Source organism: Lysinimonas soli (assembly GCF_042655435.1).
Classification (GTDB): Bacteria; Actinomycetota; Actinomycetes; order Actinomycetales; family Microbacteriaceae; genus Lysinimonas; species Lysinimonas soli.
Map to the genome: position 1 here is coordinate 182,718 of NZ_JBHSMG010000001.1, position 15,289 is coordinate 198,006.

At 66.4% G+C, this 15,289-nt stretch carries 11 protein-coding genes; 5 read left to right on the forward strand and 6 right to left on the reverse strand.

Annotated features, from left to right (window positions below):
* The first annotated feature begins 245 nt into the window (after positions 1-245).
* On the forward strand, positions 246-1,775 hold the full coding sequence (locus ACFPJ4_RS00915; protein ID WP_386738406.1) for a sugar transferase: 1,530 nt from the start codon (positions 246-248) through the stop codon (positions 1,773-1,775).
* Positions 1,776-2,260: 485 nt separating this feature from the next.
* Entirely contained in the window at positions 2,261-3,397 is a 1,137-nt protein-coding gene (locus ACFPJ4_RS00920; RefSeq protein ID WP_386738407.1) for a glycosyltransferase family 4 protein, read from the forward strand.
* 45 nt (positions 3,398-3,442) lie between these two features.
* Here ACFPJ4_RS00920 and ACFPJ4_RS00925 read toward each other — a convergent pair whose 3' ends face one another.
* The 6 genes from ACFPJ4_RS00925 to ACFPJ4_RS00950 all read right to left on the reverse strand — a co-directional run bounded on the left by ACFPJ4_RS00925 (position 3,443) and on the right by ACFPJ4_RS00950 (position 12,089).
* Complete coding sequence (locus tag ACFPJ4_RS00925) at positions 3,443-4,078, reverse strand: hypothetical protein (RefSeq protein ID WP_386738408.1); 636 nt, start codon at positions 4,076-4,078, stop codon at positions 3,443-3,445.
* A gap of 50 nt (positions 4,079-4,128) precedes the next feature.
* Positions 4,129-5,517, reverse strand: a complete 1,389-nt coding sequence (locus ACFPJ4_RS00930; RefSeq protein ID WP_386738409.1) for an O-antigen ligase family protein — start codon at positions 5,515-5,517, stop codon at positions 4,129-4,131.
* A complete protein-coding gene (locus tag ACFPJ4_RS00935; RefSeq protein ID WP_386738410.1) occupies positions 5,514-7,607 on the reverse strand; it encodes a glycosyltransferase in 2,094 nt (697 codons plus the stop codon). The genes ACFPJ4_RS00930 and ACFPJ4_RS00935 overlap by 4 nt, the downstream gene beginning before the upstream one ends.
* Positions 7,608-7,683: 76 nt before the next feature.
* Positions 7,684-9,531: a DUF4082 domain-containing protein gene (locus ACFPJ4_RS00940; protein WP_386738411.1), complete on the reverse strand. Its 1,848-nt coding sequence runs from the start codon at positions 9,529-9,531 to the stop codon at positions 7,684-7,686.
* 65 nt (positions 9,532-9,596) lie between these two features.
* A complete protein-coding gene (locus tag ACFPJ4_RS00945) occupies positions 9,597-10,490 on the reverse strand; it encodes a DUF6492 family protein (RefSeq protein ID WP_386738412.1) in 894 nt (297 codons plus the stop codon).
* A gap of 12 nt (positions 10,491-10,502) precedes the next feature.
* Positions 10,503-12,089 (reverse strand): WecB/TagA/CpsF family glycosyltransferase, encoded by a 1,587-nt coding sequence (locus tag ACFPJ4_RS00950; RefSeq protein ID WP_386738413.1) that lies wholly within the window; start codon positions 12,087-12,089, stop codon positions 10,503-10,505.
* 288 nt (positions 12,090-12,377) lie between these two features.
* Between ACFPJ4_RS00950 and ACFPJ4_RS00955 the strand changes: the two genes are divergently transcribed.
* The 3 genes from ACFPJ4_RS00955 (at position 12,378) to ACFPJ4_RS00965 (ending at position 15,289) form a co-directional block, all read left to right on the forward strand.
* A complete protein-coding gene (locus ACFPJ4_RS00955; RefSeq protein ID WP_386738414.1) occupies positions 12,378-13,682 on the forward strand; it encodes an ATP-grasp domain-containing protein in 1,305 nt (434 codons plus the stop codon).
* 5 nt (positions 13,683-13,687) lie between these two features.
* A complete protein-coding gene (gene ectB / locus ACFPJ4_RS00960) occupies positions 13,688-14,950 on the forward strand; it encodes a diaminobutyrate--2-oxoglutarate transaminase (protein WP_386738415.1) in 1,263 nt (420 codons plus the stop codon).
* 66 nt (positions 14,951-15,016) lie between these two features.
* Positions 15,017-15,289 carry an acyl carrier protein gene (locus tag ACFPJ4_RS00965; protein ID WP_386738416.1) on the forward strand — a complete coding sequence of 91 codons (273 nt, stop codon included), beginning with the start codon at positions 15,017-15,019 and terminating at the stop codon, positions 15,287-15,289.

Genomic DNA, 15,289 nt, shown 5'->3' on the forward strand with positions numbered 1-15,289 from the left:
GGGCTGAACCTGTCTTGACCTCAGGTCGTTGTCAGGGATATTCTCAGTTCGCCCCGGAAAACCCGCCCGAGGCGTCAGCAGCTACCCAAGCCTTCTCAGCTGGCTCATGTTCCACCTGTCCCCCACAGGCACTCAAAAATGCACACGTTACCCGACGTGTTTCTTGCGCAACCCCGACGCGATGAACACGATTTTTGCTCGTACATGCGAGCGTTCGTTTGTCCTCCATTCGAGACGAGCGAGCAATGAGCGGCGTCGTCCGCGGCGTTCCGCTCGCCTACGGACATGCCCGCGATCTGATTGCGAGCCCCCCCCCGCGAGCCACGGATCGTGTCGCAGGCGTGGACCAAGCCCGCAAAGACGTCTTCCCCAACTGGGCCCGCCGCCAAGTTCTCGCTCGCCGCCTCACTGATCTGGCTGCCGTGACCCTCGCTAGTGCCTCGTCGGTCGGCGTTGCGGTTGTCTTCGGCCTCCGCTCCGACCTACTGTCGACCACCGACGTCGTCGTATCGATCGTGGTCGCCCTCGGTTGGTTCGCCGCCTTGCGGGTACGCAAGGCCTCAGAGCTGCGCACCGCGGGTCGAGGTGCCGAACTCGACCGCGCCATAGTGTCGACGCTGGTCGCCTTCGGACTTCTCGCAGTGATCAACGGTTTCGTTCGGATCGACGGGTTCCAGGCCTATCTCGTCGCCGGTCTGCCGATCGGAGTACTGCTGCTCGTCGTGTCGCGGGTCTTCTGGCAGCGACGGTTGGATGCGGATCGGGCGGCCGGGCTGAGCCTCCCGCGTGCGCTCATCGTGGGCGCGGGCCCAGACATCGACTTCGTCGCCGAGCAACTCGCCCGCGCCGCGGTTCCGAAGTACGTGGTCGCCGGGGTCGTGTTCTCTGATGGCCTGCCCGAATCCGACTCGATGACTGCGGCTGGATTCCCGGCCTTTGATGGAATCGCCGCCGTGACCGACGCGATCGCCATCGCGAACGCCGACGTCGTGATCCTCGCTGGTCAGCCAGGTGATGGCGGGGAGTTCGTGCGAGCACTTTCCTGGCGGCTCGAGACGAGCTCGGCCGAACTCGTGCTCGCGTGGTGCCTGGACTCGATCGACCGTCCGCGCTTGACCTTCGACACGGCGAATGGCATGCCGCTGATGCACGTCGCTGCCCCACGGTTCTCGGGAGCCAAGCATCACGCCAAGCGGGCGATGGACGTCCTGCTTGCTGGAGGCGCTCTTCTTGCTCTGCTGCCTCTCTTCGGCATCATCGCCCTTCTCGTCCGACGCGACAGCGAGGGGCCGGTCTTCTTCCGTCAAGAGCGGGTCGGGCTCGGCGGCCGCACCTTCTCGATGATCAAGTTCCGCTCGATGGTGGTCACTGCCGAGGCTGACCTGGCCGCACTCGCCGACCAGAACGAGGGCAACGGTGTGCTGTTCAAGCTCCGGGCCGATCCCCGGGTGACCCGCATCGGCGCCGTCCTGCGGCGGTACTCGCTCGACGAACTCCCGCAGCTCTGGAACATCTTCGTGGGCGACATGAGCCTTGTCGGGCCTCGTCCCCCGCTGGTCCGTGAAGTCGAGCAGTACGACAGCCCGGCCGAGCGTCGACTCTATGTCAAGCCGGGTCTCACCGGCGCATGGCAGGTCGGGGGACGATCGGACCTGAGCTGGGAGGAGAGCATCCGGCTCGATCTCCACTACGTTGAGAACTGGTCCCTTCTCGGTGACATCCGCATCATGTGGCGCACCGTCGGGGTCATGATCAAGCCCGTCGGGGCGTATTGAACCGGGCGGTACTGGTGCCGACGGATGATGAGGTTCGCGTTGTATCTCATGATCTTCCGCGCGAGATCCGATCGCATCTGCCGGGAACTCGTCGTCGCCGCCTTCCTCGGTCGCGGGGAGGTTGCCCGCGTCACTGAACGGTCGGCGACGACCGGTACGGGCCTAGTCGGAGCCGGCCGCATCGAGACCGTCGTTGCGTCGTCGCGTCAGGAGACCTCCCGATGAGGGACTCGCTCATTCTCGCTGCTCAGCGCGCCGGTCGGCTCCTTCCCGGGCCGCTGCGTCGTTGGGCGGGACGCCTCGTGCGTCCTGGTGACGCTGCGCCCCCGAGGCTGCCGGACTGGTCCACGCCGTTGCTCGGGGACGGGTCGAAAGAGCTCATGTGGCCCGCACGGCGGGTCGAACCACGGGCGGAAGAACGGCCGGATCACGCTCCCGTTGACATCCGTTGCCTCCTCGTCACCGAGTCGCTCGACGCCGGCGGGATGGACGAGTTCGTTGCGTTCCTTGCACGAGGGCTGCGTGAACGCGGTGCTGAGGTCGCGATCCTGCTCGTCCCGGTCGGGGTCGCGCGGGGCGTCGGCCCCATCGGCCAAGATCTGCTCGCCGAGGGGATCGAGGTGGTCGACGGTGACGCCGTGAAGGTGGATGACTGGATCGAGGGCTGGGCACCTGCGGTCATCTCCGTTCACGGCAACGCGCGTTCCCCGATCGACGCAGGACATCGGCTGGGCGTTCCTGTTGTGCTTGTTCTCCACGGAATGCATGACCTGTTCGGACTGTCCGACTCGGAAGTACTCGATCGGTACGCACGCCTGACTGGTGTCATCAGCGTCAGCGAGTTGGTTCGACGGCAGTACCTGTCCCGATCGCCGCTCATCGACCCGGCGCGCGTGCTCACCATCCCGAACGGCATCGATCCGCATCGGACAGTCGGCGTCGATCGTGCCGCAGCTCGAGCGGCGCTGGGGCTTGACGACGAGTTCCTCTTCCTTTCGCTTGCCCGGCACAGCATGCAGAAGAACACTTATGGCCTGGTGAGCGCTTTCGACGAACTCGCTCGATCGCATTCCTCGGCGCAGCTCCTGATCTGCGGCCGGGTGGACGACCCTGCCTACGCGCGTCAGGTGATAGCGCTCCGTGATCGCTCATCGTTCGCGAATCGGATCCATCTGCGTAGCGGCAGCCGCCGTCCTGATGCGCTCCTTGCTTCGGCGGATGCGTTCGTCTTGGATTCGTTCTTCGAGGGCTGGCCCCTTGCGCCCATGGAGGCGCTTCTCGCCGGGGTCCCGGTCATCACGAGCGATGTCGGGGGCGCCCGCGAGCAGCTCGCCGGCGGCCCATCACGGGGGGTCGTCATCGCCAACCCGCTCGGTGACCCGCTTGCCGTCGGGTGGGAGAGCATGGCGCGTGCGAGGTTCGCTCCCCAGGTCAATCGTGCCGAGCTGATCGCTGCGATGAACGCCTTCGCCGGCCACGAGATCGAACTCGCCTCTGCAGAGGAGATCGCGACCGACGCACGTGCGCGCTTCAGCGCTGATCGGTGTCTCGACCTCCACGCGAACGCCATCCGGGTTGTGGCAGCGGGAATGCCCCTGTCGGAGTTGTCGGACTCGAAGTGACCTTCAGGGAGCGACCGGCGGTGGCATCCGGAGCCCGGGTCTTCCTCAGGCGGGCTGGCTCGACGCTGCATGCCCCTCTTCGGCCTGCTCACGCCGTTGGCGGCGTGCCGTCAGCGCGGAGCCGAGGGACACCGAGCCGAAGATCAGGATGACGCCGCAGACGGCGACGATGATCACGGTGCGCAGTCGGCTTGAGATCTTCTCGGTCGCCCGATCCGGGGCGGATGCAACGATTGCCGTGTAGAGGTAGCGGTCGTCCGCCCCATTCACGGTCTGGATCTGCCGCAGCGTCGAAGTGAACATCGACCCGAGTTCCTTGGTCGTCGCGAGAGACTGCGCTGGGGTGTTTCCCGTGCCGGTGATCGTCGCAATGAAGCCGGACCCGCTCACGCTCGGCTCGACGGTATACGTCTTGCCCAGGCCCTTCGCCGCCAAGGCGTCGGCCGTGGAAGGTGCGTTCAACTGAGTCATCACGACACTCGCGACGAGGCTCGGATCCGAGGACCGCAGATACGGATTGTTCGAGTTGAGCTTGCCGAGGGTCGGGTCGGCTTGGATTTGCGCGTCGGTCGGGATGTCCGGGTTGACGACCGCGTAGGACGCGGTTGATTCGTAGTCGCGCGGCCCATATGCGAACACAAGAACGGTGGCGACGATGGCGATCAGGAGTGCGGGGAGCATGAACCACCTCTGCCTCCAGATTCGTTTGAGGACCTCGATTGGATCCATATTCATGCGCCTCTCTCGAAGGGGATGGGGCTTGAGCCGGGGATTCCGGACTCTGCTTTGCAGATCTTCCAGACCGCACCCGCCAGGGCGACCATGAGTGGGTAGGTCAGCGCGAACACCGGGAAGGACAACGAGTCGAAGCCCACGGAGCAGATACCCGCGGCGGCGAGACCGCCCGCCAGCGCGCCGGCGAGAGCCTTCGTGTTCGGATCGCTTGTGTGCCGCGCCGCGACGACGGTCATGACCGCGGGGGCCAGGAGGTAGAACGCGACGCAGATCAGGCCGATGATTCCAGTCGTGACGGCGGAAGTCAGGTACTGGTTGTCGAGGACGTATACCAGGTTGCTGGTGTCGTAGGTGCCGGGGCCCGTGCCCAACAAGGGGCGCTGGTCGATCATCAGCTCGACGCGAGGGTAGTTGTTGAGGCGATTCGCGATCGAAGGGTCCGAGGCGTTGGCGGTCAGCGCACTCGTGAGCGTACCGACGAAGCCGGGGACGAGTGCGAATGCGATGACGATCAGGATCGGCACGATCACGAGCGTCCAACGGCGCACCAGGCGTGGCATGAAAGGAAGAGAGATGATCAGTGCGGTCGCCACGCCCAAGGCGCCGGACCTCGAGACGGTCAAGATCACCGCCGACCCGAGGAAGAGGGTCTGGGCCCAGTGGAACCAACGGGCACCCCGCGGGTCGAACATCGAGCGCCAGATCGAGAGCGGCAGGAGCATCGAACTCGTCACGGCGAACTCGATCGAGTGGAAGGTGCTTCCCGCGACTCGGATCAGGTTGCCTCGTGCCTGGTACGAGTCGACTCCGCCGTTGTAGGTGAACCCGGGCATCGCTGACTGGATCCATGCCATGGGGTCGACGTGGAAGGTGAACTGCACGACGCCGACCAAGCTGCTGAAGAATCCGCCGGCGATGAGCCAGCGGGCCACGCTCAGGACCTCGTCTCGCGTGTTCAGCGCGTCACCGACGCACAGGATCAGCCCGAGGCTGGCGATCACCAGCACCACCCAGCGATCCGCTGCGGCGAGCCCGGTGACAGTCGCCTCTCCGACCCAACCGCCGTACAGCGAGATGTACGAAGCCATGATCCCCAGGGCGAACACTGCTCCGGCGAGGCGACCGGGGTGTCGCAAAGGGATCGGGTCATGAAGGCCCCACAACCATGATGCGAGCCAGAACAGAAACAGCAGGCACGACAGGATCATCGAGACGGTGCCGACGGCTCCAAGCGGCGCGATGATCATGCTGGATGGGAAGAAGAAGATCGCGAAGGCCGTGAAGCGCAGGAGAAGGGGTGCATTCGATCGTCCCGCGGCGTCCAATCGGTGCGTGGTGCGAAGCGGAAGAGGGCGGGGGGCGCTGACGGATGCCTCGGCGGTCACTCCGCGTCCTCTCCGTGATCGGGCAGGGTAGAACGTGACGATTCTACGGTGTCGCATTCGGAGATGGACCTGGGAGGGGCGCCCTCGCGTGTCCTCGCGGCCAACTCCTGGAGGCGTGCAGCGCGCGCGTCCCAGGTATGGTTCCGCGCGAACGCGTGACGCTTGCGGTCGCCGTCGGAGGTGCGGCCCTCCGCGATCCGTCCTCGCACGCGTGCCACGAAGTCCACCGGGGAGTCGGCGATGTCGACTCCTTCGGCATTAAGCCAATGTGCTGCCGGGATGTCAGTCGAGACGACCGGCAGCCCCGCGCCGAGATACTGGAGGGTCTTGAGGGGGAAACTCGAACGGTTGAAGGGCGAGTCCGCATACGGCGTGACGCCCACCGAAGCCGATGCCATCAGGTCGGCCAGGTCGTCGTAAGGACGGGCGCCGAGCCAGTCGACCTTCGGGGCCGCCAGCACGGCGTCGAGGCGACGCCCGAAAGTGGGATCTCGATCGGCACGGGGCCCCACGACCATCAGGGGGACGTCGGCCCGCGCGAGCTCCTCCAGGATCCCGATGTCGAGCCGTTCGTTGAGTTGGCCGATCAGGATGGCAGGTGATCCAGCGGGCGCGGGCGCGAAAAGGTGTTCGACGGGCTCCGTGCCGTTGGCCAGGACGTCGACGCGGCGCGCCCCGGTCTGTGTCGCGACCACGTCCGCGAGGGCGGGCGAGATGGCGAGAATGAGATCGGCTTCGTGGGCGTTCCGCCTCAGGGTCTTCTCGGTATCGGTCGGCGAGAGCCCCATCAGCCCGGCGCCGCCGACCCAGTCATCGGTGACATAGAGCACGCGTAGGCCAGGGACCTCACGGGGGAACCTTCGGTTCGAAGCAGCGAGGACGACGATCTCGGGGATGACGCCCAGGTTGTGGAGCGCGCTGCGGATGCGCCTGGCCACGATCAGCCGGCTGAGAACTCTGACGATCGGTCGTGTCAGTCCAGGCGGGCCGAAGGTCTGGATGCGAGTGACACCATCCTGGGGTTGGGAGATGAAACCGGGAAGAGCGTTCCGGCGCCGCCGTAGCACCGAGACCGGAGGATCGATCCACACCACCCGCCCCTGGCGAGCGAGTGCCGCGACGAGGCGTCGGTCGGTGCCGGGGATGTCGTCCCAGGTTCCGCCCGCGAGGTAGACGACCGGGCCGGAGCCCGCACCCGACCGGACGGCCGTGCCCGTCGGGCCGGGGAGCCGTGCCCACGACCTTTCGCGCATGACCGACCGGAGGGCAAGCGCGTGTCCGGGTATGCCGAGCCGCAACAGCTCTCCTAAGACGACGAGGCCCCGGTAGACGGCGGCGTACGGCCTCGAGTGATGCTTGCGGACATAGCGGATCCGGTTCACAGCCATCAGCGCGTCCAGGCGAGGAGAGGATCCGGATCCGCCTTCCGAATGCCGGATCACCGCTTGGGGCGCGTATGTGACTCGGAAGCCGGCGTCGCGCACACGGCGAAAGTAGTCGGTCTCCTCGGAGTAGAGGAAGAACCGTTCGTCCCATGGACCGACTGCCGCGATCGCGGCGGGACTCAGCAGAAGCGCGGCTCCCGTCGCCCATTCCACAGCCTGGGGCGCTTCGTACCGCGCGGGCTCGAAGACCGTCTCGGCGAACCGCCCGGGGCGAGAGCGGAACCGCGCCCCGACGAGTGCGTCGCCGAGCGCGGTGCTCACGGATGGTTCTCGTCGAAGGGAGAGGGACGTCGTGCCGTCGTCGCCGACGAAACGGGGGACAACGGCACCGACGTCACCCCCGAGTCCACCGAGCATGATTGCGATGGCCCCCGGCGCCACCTCTGTGTCTGGGTTGAGGATCATGACCGGACGAGAGCCGTCGAGCTGCGCCAAGGCCTTGTTGATCGCGGCGGCGTACCCGATGTTTCCCCCGGTACCGAAGACGAGAGCCTCCGGGGCATGCGCGCGCGCCACCGCAACAGTGTCGTCGGCGGAGGAGTTGTCGGCGACCAAGACGGCAACGGAGAGCGTTCCCGCGTCCTCGCGAAGGCTGTCAAGAAGCTCGCCGACATCCTCGGCACTGTTGTAGGTCACGACGACCACCGCGAGGTCGTGCGGGGCGTCGGGCGACGTAAGGGCCAGGACGACCTCCGCTGATCGGATTCGGGCGGAGCCCAACTCAGTTCAGGGCGATCCGGTAGATGTGGTGATTGTATTCGTTGGGAAAGGTGTCAGTGAAGGTCCCGTTTGTGGGGGTGACGGTGCGGTTCTCACCGACAACCTGGATCGTACCGGTGACGCCCTGCGGGAGGGTGAAGGTCTTCGAACCGGTGGAGCCATCGGTCATGGCGAAGATGTAGGCGGAGCCGCTGGAGACCTTCAGGCTGGTCTCCAGCCCAGGCCCGAAGTCCCACTTGTACGAGGGTGTATTGATCACTGGAGCCAGCGACTGCACCTGCTGATCGATCGAGGTGATCTTGGCGGTCAGCGCAACTCCGCACTGCAGGATCGAGTAGGTCCCGCAGGCGCCATTGTTGTTGTGCTGGAAGTACGCGATCCCGGCGGCCCCGTGGATGATCGCGTTCCACACTGCGCCCTCGATCTGGTCCGGGGCGATCGTGCGAGCGCCGGCCTCGGTCAGGAACGGCTTTGCGGTCTCTACGAACACCCAGTTCGGGGTGGCGGCGCCGGAGAACGTCTCCATCCGGTCCTGTAGCCAGCCGTATGCGGACGAGGTGGCCGGATTCTTGCCCTTGGACCAGTTCCACGACTGGGTGATGACGCCGTCCACAGCCGGCGACGTGTAGGCGTACTTGTCCACGCTGGTGACATCCACAGAGCTCACGAATTGCGGCATGGTGTTGGGTGCCCAATACGTGCCCAGTACCCCATTTCCGAAGTTCGATTGAAGAAAACGACCATCGTTCTGACTGCGGAATGTTGCGGCGAGTTGCTGCTGCTCCCGGAGTCGCGCCGTCTCCGTGGTGCCGTCGCAGCCGCTGGAGCCCATCTCGCACTCATCCGACACGTGCCAGCCCACTACCCGGGGATCGTTCCCGATCTCAGCCGGGGTCCACTCGTTCTGGGCGATCACGTTCATTCCCGTACCGGTGATCGTGCTAATCGGCGAGCCGTCATGCTCGGCGCCCATGTAGGTGTTGATGCCCGCGGCCTTCAGCGCGGGCGCATCACTTGGCTTGCCGAAGAAGACCGCAATCGGGAAGAATGATGAGCTCGTCCAACCGGCCGCCGCTGCTTTCGAGAACTTCGCGTAATACGACGGCCCACCCCACCACGCCGTCGTCGACAAGGAGAGACCTTTCGTGGAGCCGCTCGCCGCGGACGTGGACTGAGCGGGTGCCGGAGTCGGAGACGGCGAAGCGGTCGAGTACGAGATGTCAACGAAGTAGTTTGAGTTTTGCCGGACTTGTTTCGGCATCTTTCCCACGGTCCCGGAGTAGACACCGGCTCCGCGAGGGTACGTGACGACGCCGTCGCTCACGGGGCTGTCGAATCCGTAGGCGTCGTCCGCGTAGTGGCCATGGGGCGCGACGTAGGACGCTACCAGCTGGGTGCCTGCGGCCACGCGGAGCGGGGTATCGAGGGTGGCAGTCGACCAGCCGGGATGCCGCACCGTCGGGAACGTGCTCGTCGCGAGAACCCGGCCGCTCGCGTCCCAGATCCGCCCCAGATGCGTGCCGGTGTTCTGGGGGCCCGCGTAGAACCGGATCGCAGTGATCGTGATGTCGACGGAGGCCGAGAGGCGGACGCCGAGTTCTGCAGAGTGCCAATCCGAGCTGGTGGGAACGGTCGGTGTCTCGTCCGCTGCGAAGACGGTCGCGGAGTCCGGTCGCGGAGCACCGAGGGTCATCGCGAGAGAGGCCACCACGGCAACAGCGGCGATGGCCGCGATCGGTGGGAGCATGGTCTTCCAGCGCCCCCGCAACCGAGAAGGTCGTCGCGGTGACGGCACGTCGTCTCTCAGCATTCGTGCCTCCGAACGGATCCGAATCCCCGCGCACAACATAGCAAAACCGACTCAGGGGGCGGCGCTCTCTCGGCATTCTGTGTGCTTCGACGCGAGCTGATGCCTCAGCGCTGGCCGTCGAAGTGCTCCGCCACCCAACGCAGCACATCCTCCGGTGTCGCGGAGTTGGACTGGATGTGGATCGCCAGATCATGGGGGTCCAGCGCCTCGAGGAAGGCCCGGGCAGTTGTGAGATCGAGCGGACGCGGATCCCAGTGGCTGTGGCAGAGGCTGCGATCGGAGGTGAAGGTCCTCCCGTCGTTCTCCGCCGACGCGAACGAGCCGATGAGCATGAACTCCGAGAAGTCCAGGGTGCTGCCCACCGCGCGGCTCCATGGAATGCCCGTGACGTCGGAGACCCGGTCGAGCGCGGCTCGTACCACCACCGGCGACCAACTGTTGAACGGGGCGATGTAGTCGGGTGACTCGGCTTCCGCGCCGGGCAACCCGAGCAGTCGCGCGCTCTCAGCGAGCCAACGACGGTGCCGTGGCATCCCGTCATCGACCCCGTGCGGCAGCCGATACAGCCGAACTGCGTCGCCATGCCGGAACACGGTCTCGTCGAGCGGCGCGATCGCGAGGACGTCGGAATCGATGAGCAGCGTCACGTCGTGATCGAGCTTCGAGACGAGCGCGAGCTTGACGATCTGTTGCAGCATCCAACCGCGGATCGGGGGCCAGGGCCGGCGGGCGTTCACGGCCCCGATCCGGTAGCCGCGCGGGAGACCCTTCAGGCGCGCGAGCCGCGTTGTCTGGAGGAACTCGCGCGGGAGCAGGCCGCGGTACCCGACGACGTCGAGTCGTTGATCGCCGACGGCGCGGAAGAGGGGCACGTCGATCTCGGGGACGGCGACGATGTGACGGACTCCCGGATCGCTCCAACGCAGCACCGACGCGTGGAGCCGACGGAAACTCGCCAGATCAGGGGCGTGAGAGGGCGTGACGACGACGAGACTCATGGGCGCCCGGCCTCATCGGCTCGAGTCATCTCGCCCCCATCGCTCGTCTCGGCGTGCCCCTGGACCCTGGCGGGCCCACACGACGACCGCGGCGTACGCGAACGCGTCGACGGCGGTTCGCGGCCCTCGGATGGTGCGGACGAGCTCCCTTGCCGTTCGGCTCGAGGTCGCCTCGCCCTGCGCTGCCCCCGCGCGCAGCCCCCGGCGTAGGATCCGCAGCAGGCTCCGCAGATTCTTGGGGGTGCGCACGACGACCGGGTCCGTCGGGATGACCGCGCGAGAGGCTGCGGGGAACAGCCCGTCGACGAACAGGTCGTCTGCCAGGTCTGCGGGAAAAGCTGCGAAACGGCGGTGCCCGCGCTCCGTGACCGCATACGCCCCGGCGCCCCAGAGAGCCGTTCGGAATGATGGGATGCGGACACGGGCTCGGTAGTAGGCCCGAACCAGCGCCGAAGCCCCGGTGGTGTCGTATTGAGCCAAAGGTCGCGCGGCCTCAAGGCGCTCGTCATCGTGGACCAGCGCTCCGAGCACCCCCGCGACTGCTGCCGCCGAAGCTTCGATGTCGGCATCGAGATAGATGCGCGGCCACGCGGTCGCGATCCGGTCGCCTTCGTTGAGGGCGGCGGGCTTCGACGCCTCGTCGAGTTCGACAACGCGGACGCCAGGAAACCTCCGAGCCCGATCCACGGTGTCGTCGGTGATCCCGTTGCAGACCACGATGACCTCCACGCCCGGATGCCGCAGGAGCGGCTCGAATCCGGTGAGGGTCCGCTCGATGACGGACGCCTCATTGTGGGCCGGGATGATGACCGCACCTCGGACGCTCGACGGAACGGGCGCCTGGGATCCAGGAAGCATGACCGCGCTTCGTGACGCCAGGTAGGCGAGGGGCCCGTGACCGAGATAGCGCTTGGCCAAGCGCCGGGGCTCGCGAACGAGACGCCACGCCCACTCGAATCCGGCGCGCGAGATCCATTCCGGTGCACGTGACACGCGGCCTGCGAGGAAGTCGACGACCGCACCGAAGGCGAGCAGCACCCGTGCGCCCGTCTCGGGAGCCCAACGATCGATCCAGATCTCTTGGCGCGGCTTGCCGAGGCCGACGACCAGCAGGTCGACAGAGGCGGCTCGGACCTGTTCGGCGAGCATTCTTGCCGCCTCCTCGTCGAGGATCTCGTGGCGGGAGGGCGACCACGACCCCGCGATGGTCAGGCCGGGTCGTTCACGTGCGAGCCTCTTCAGCAGCAGCAGCCTGGTCTCGTCCGACCCGCCGAGGAAGCCGATCCTGATGCCGTCGCGCTCTGCCTGGTCCAACAACGGTTCGATCAGGTCGCTGCCCGCGAGCCGCGGCCAGGCCGAACCGGTCAGGCGCCGCGCGGCAGCGGCGATCGGAGCACCATCGATGAGGTCGAGCCATTCCACCCGGCCCGAGTTGCGCAGCCGATGCGAGGCCCCTGCCGCACCGAAGTGGTGGACATGGTCCAGATTGATGGAGGCGACGCCGAGAGGCGTCTCGTCGTCGCCTCGCCAGCGCCCAGCGATCGTGACGAGGGCATCCTGCTTGTCCAGCAGGTGCACGGAGAAGCCAGCCACGGACATGCGCGGTGGACTCGTCATCGCTTGCGGGCCATGGTGAGCGATTCGAGGGCGTTCGGCACGGTAGTTCCCCGGGTCGGATGCGCCGGTTCCCCGCGATCGGGGGACGGCTAGGACACCCGTAGGCTACGGGAATTCCTCTTGAGGCGGATAGCCACCTGACCTGGAGTCGGTCCCGCTCAGAAGGGTCAGCACCGTGCGTGGTCCCATGAAGTGGGGTTGGCCACCGGATGCCGCCGCCGATAGTGTCGCCGTCAGAAGAAGCAGAGAGAGTTCTGAGGTCCGGAGATGATGGCAGAGCCCGATGTGGAATCGCTTCCGAAACTGGCCTACGTGTACCACTCTCAGTCGTTCGCGCCGCTCTCGATCGCGGAGGCCTCGGACGGGCTGTGCCGCATCATCTGGGTCATCGATTCGTCCGATGCGGCCTCCGCGGCGATGGAGCGTCTCCTCCGACGGCTCGGGCCGGTCGTCGACGCGTCCGGCCTCACCGTTGCGGAGGTCGCGGTGCTGGTAAACCAGCATGATCCCGAGGGTGTGCTCTCGATGCACGACAGTGACCTCGTGTGGACGGCACAGCTCGCTGCCGTGCTGGGCCGGCGGTTCCACAGCATCGACGCGGCGACCAAACTCACCGACAAGTATCAGCAGCGTTCGGCACTCGAGGCAGCGGGCCTTGCGGTGCCGGCCTTCGGCACGATCCCGGCGAACGCAGACGATGCTGCCATCGCGGCGCTCGCCGAGGAGTTCCCCTACCCCGCAGTGCTGAAACCCCGGCGCGGCCAGGCGAGCCGTGACACATTCCCGATCCAGTCGTATGACGAGCTCACGACGGCCATGGCGGAACTGAGGGCGAGGCCGGGCCAGGCGATCGAGGAATACATCCTGGAACAGTTCGTGCCGGACCCGAGCGAACAACTCGGTGGTGAGGGGTTCGCCCCGTTCGTCTCCGTGGAGAGTGTCGTGGAGGGCGGTCGTGTCGCGCACGCCGCGATCAGCGCTCGAACGCCGTTCCGCTGGCCGTTCCGGGAGACCGGGTACTGCACGCCGACGGCGGTCTCGCCTTCGCTGCAGGTCGAGATCCTGCGCGTTGCGGGCGAGGCGGCCCTGGCGCTCGGGGTCACTCAGGCGTGTCTGCACACCGAGATCAAACTCACCGACGACGGACCGGTTGTGATCGAGGTGAACGGCCGCCCGGGCGGGGGCATGTCCGAGATGCTCGAGCGCGCATCGGGTTTCAGCCTCTTGCGGACTGCCTTGCGTCTCGCGTTGGGGATGCCGGTCGAACTCGACGGACCCGTGCCGTGTAACCGGATCGGCTACCTTCTCTACGTGTTCCCCGAATCGGACATGACGTGGATCGATGCTGTCGAGGGGTTGCCCGAACTGCGCGGCGAAGAAGGCGTGGATGAGATCGTGCTCGTACGCGGTCCGGGTCGGCGCATCGACTGGCGCGAGGGTTCCGAAGCCCACGTCTTCCATCTCACGGGGACAACCCGCGACCACGACGAGCTTCGTCGCCTCATCGCGGCGACCACCACGCTCGTCCGCATCGATGGGCATGTCGAGCCGACTCCTGCGCCCGAGAAGGGATAGTGCAGATGGATCTCAGCGTCTTCGAGGAATGGGAGTCGGAGGTGCGCGGCTACATCCGCTCGTTCCCTGTCGCCTTCGATACCGCGCACGGGTCGTTCCTGGTTGCCGAGGACGGGGCCGAATACCTCGACTTCTTCGCCGGGGCAGGCACCCTCAACTACGGGCACAACAACCCGCAGCTCAAGACGGCCCTACTCGACTATCTTGGACGCGACGGCATCGTCCATGGCCTCGATCTCGCCACGACGGCGAAGCGCGAGTTCATCGAGACCTTCCGCGACCTCGTGCTCGAGCCGCGTGGGCTGCGATACAAGCTGCAGTTCACGGGCCCCACCGGAGCGAATGCCGCCGAGGCCGCGATCAAGCTCGCGCGCCAGGTCACGGGGCGCACGAACGTCATCGCGTTCACGCACGGCTACCACGGACTGAGCCTCGGCGCACTCGCGGCGACCGCGGCACGGAAGTACCGCCTCGCCGGAGCGGTACCTCTCGCCGGTGTGACCTTCCTGCCGTACGAGGGGTACTACGGTCCGGACGTCGACACCATCGCCATGCTCGAGAAGCAGCTCGATGATCCCTCGAGCGGCCTGGATCTGCCGGCGGCGGTCATCGTCGAATGCATCCAGGGAGAGGGTGGCGTCAACGCCGCGAGTCCGGAATGGCTCCGCGCGGTCGCCCGACTCGCTGCCGATCGCAACATCCCGCTGATCGTCGACGACATCCAGGCCGGATGCGGTCGTTCGGGCGACTTCTTCAGCTTCGAGGAATCTGGCATCCGGCCTGATCTCGTCCTCCTCTCGAAGTCGCTGTCCGGCTACGGCCTCCCGATGGCGATCGTGCTGATCAGACCGGAGCTGGATGTCTGGGCTCCCGGGGGCCACACTGGCACGTTCCGCGGCAACAATCTGGGGTTCGTCGGAGCGACGGCGGCGCTTCGCAGCTACTGGTCCGACGCCGTGTTCAGCGCCGAGGTGCGACGCAAGGGCGAATTACTGCGCGAGCGCCTTGCGGCGATCGTCGCGCGCCACCCCGCCGAACTCGAAGTGCGCGGTCGCGGACTCTTCCGTGGCCTCGCCTCGACCGTCGATCCGGAGTTCGGCGCTCGGGTCTCCCGCTGGTCGTTCGCGCACGGCCTGGTGGTCGAGACCGCGGGTGCTTACGACGAGGTGGTGAAGTTCCTGCCCGCGCTCACGATCGACGACGCCGATCTGCTGCGCGGCGTCGACCTCGTCGAGCAGGCGGTCGAAGCGGCATTGGTCTCCGCTTGACTGGGAGAGCGCGCCGCTGTGCGACTTTTCATCACACCTACACTTGACTTTGGAGGACGAACAAAAATGTCTGCAATCACCGACGGAATCCGTGAGGTTCTGAACAGCAACGCTCGACTTGCCGTCGACAGCGTCACCCTCAGCGACGACGACAACCTCTATCAGCAGGGACTCACATCGCACGCCGTCGTCAACGTCCTGATGGGCATCGAGGACAAGTTCGATGTCGAGTTCCCCGACGCGCTCCTGCGCCGGGACACCTTCGAGTCGGTCAGTTCGTTGCGGACGGCGCTCGCCTCGGTCGGGGTCACGGACGAGAGCGCCGACGCAGCGTCTTGA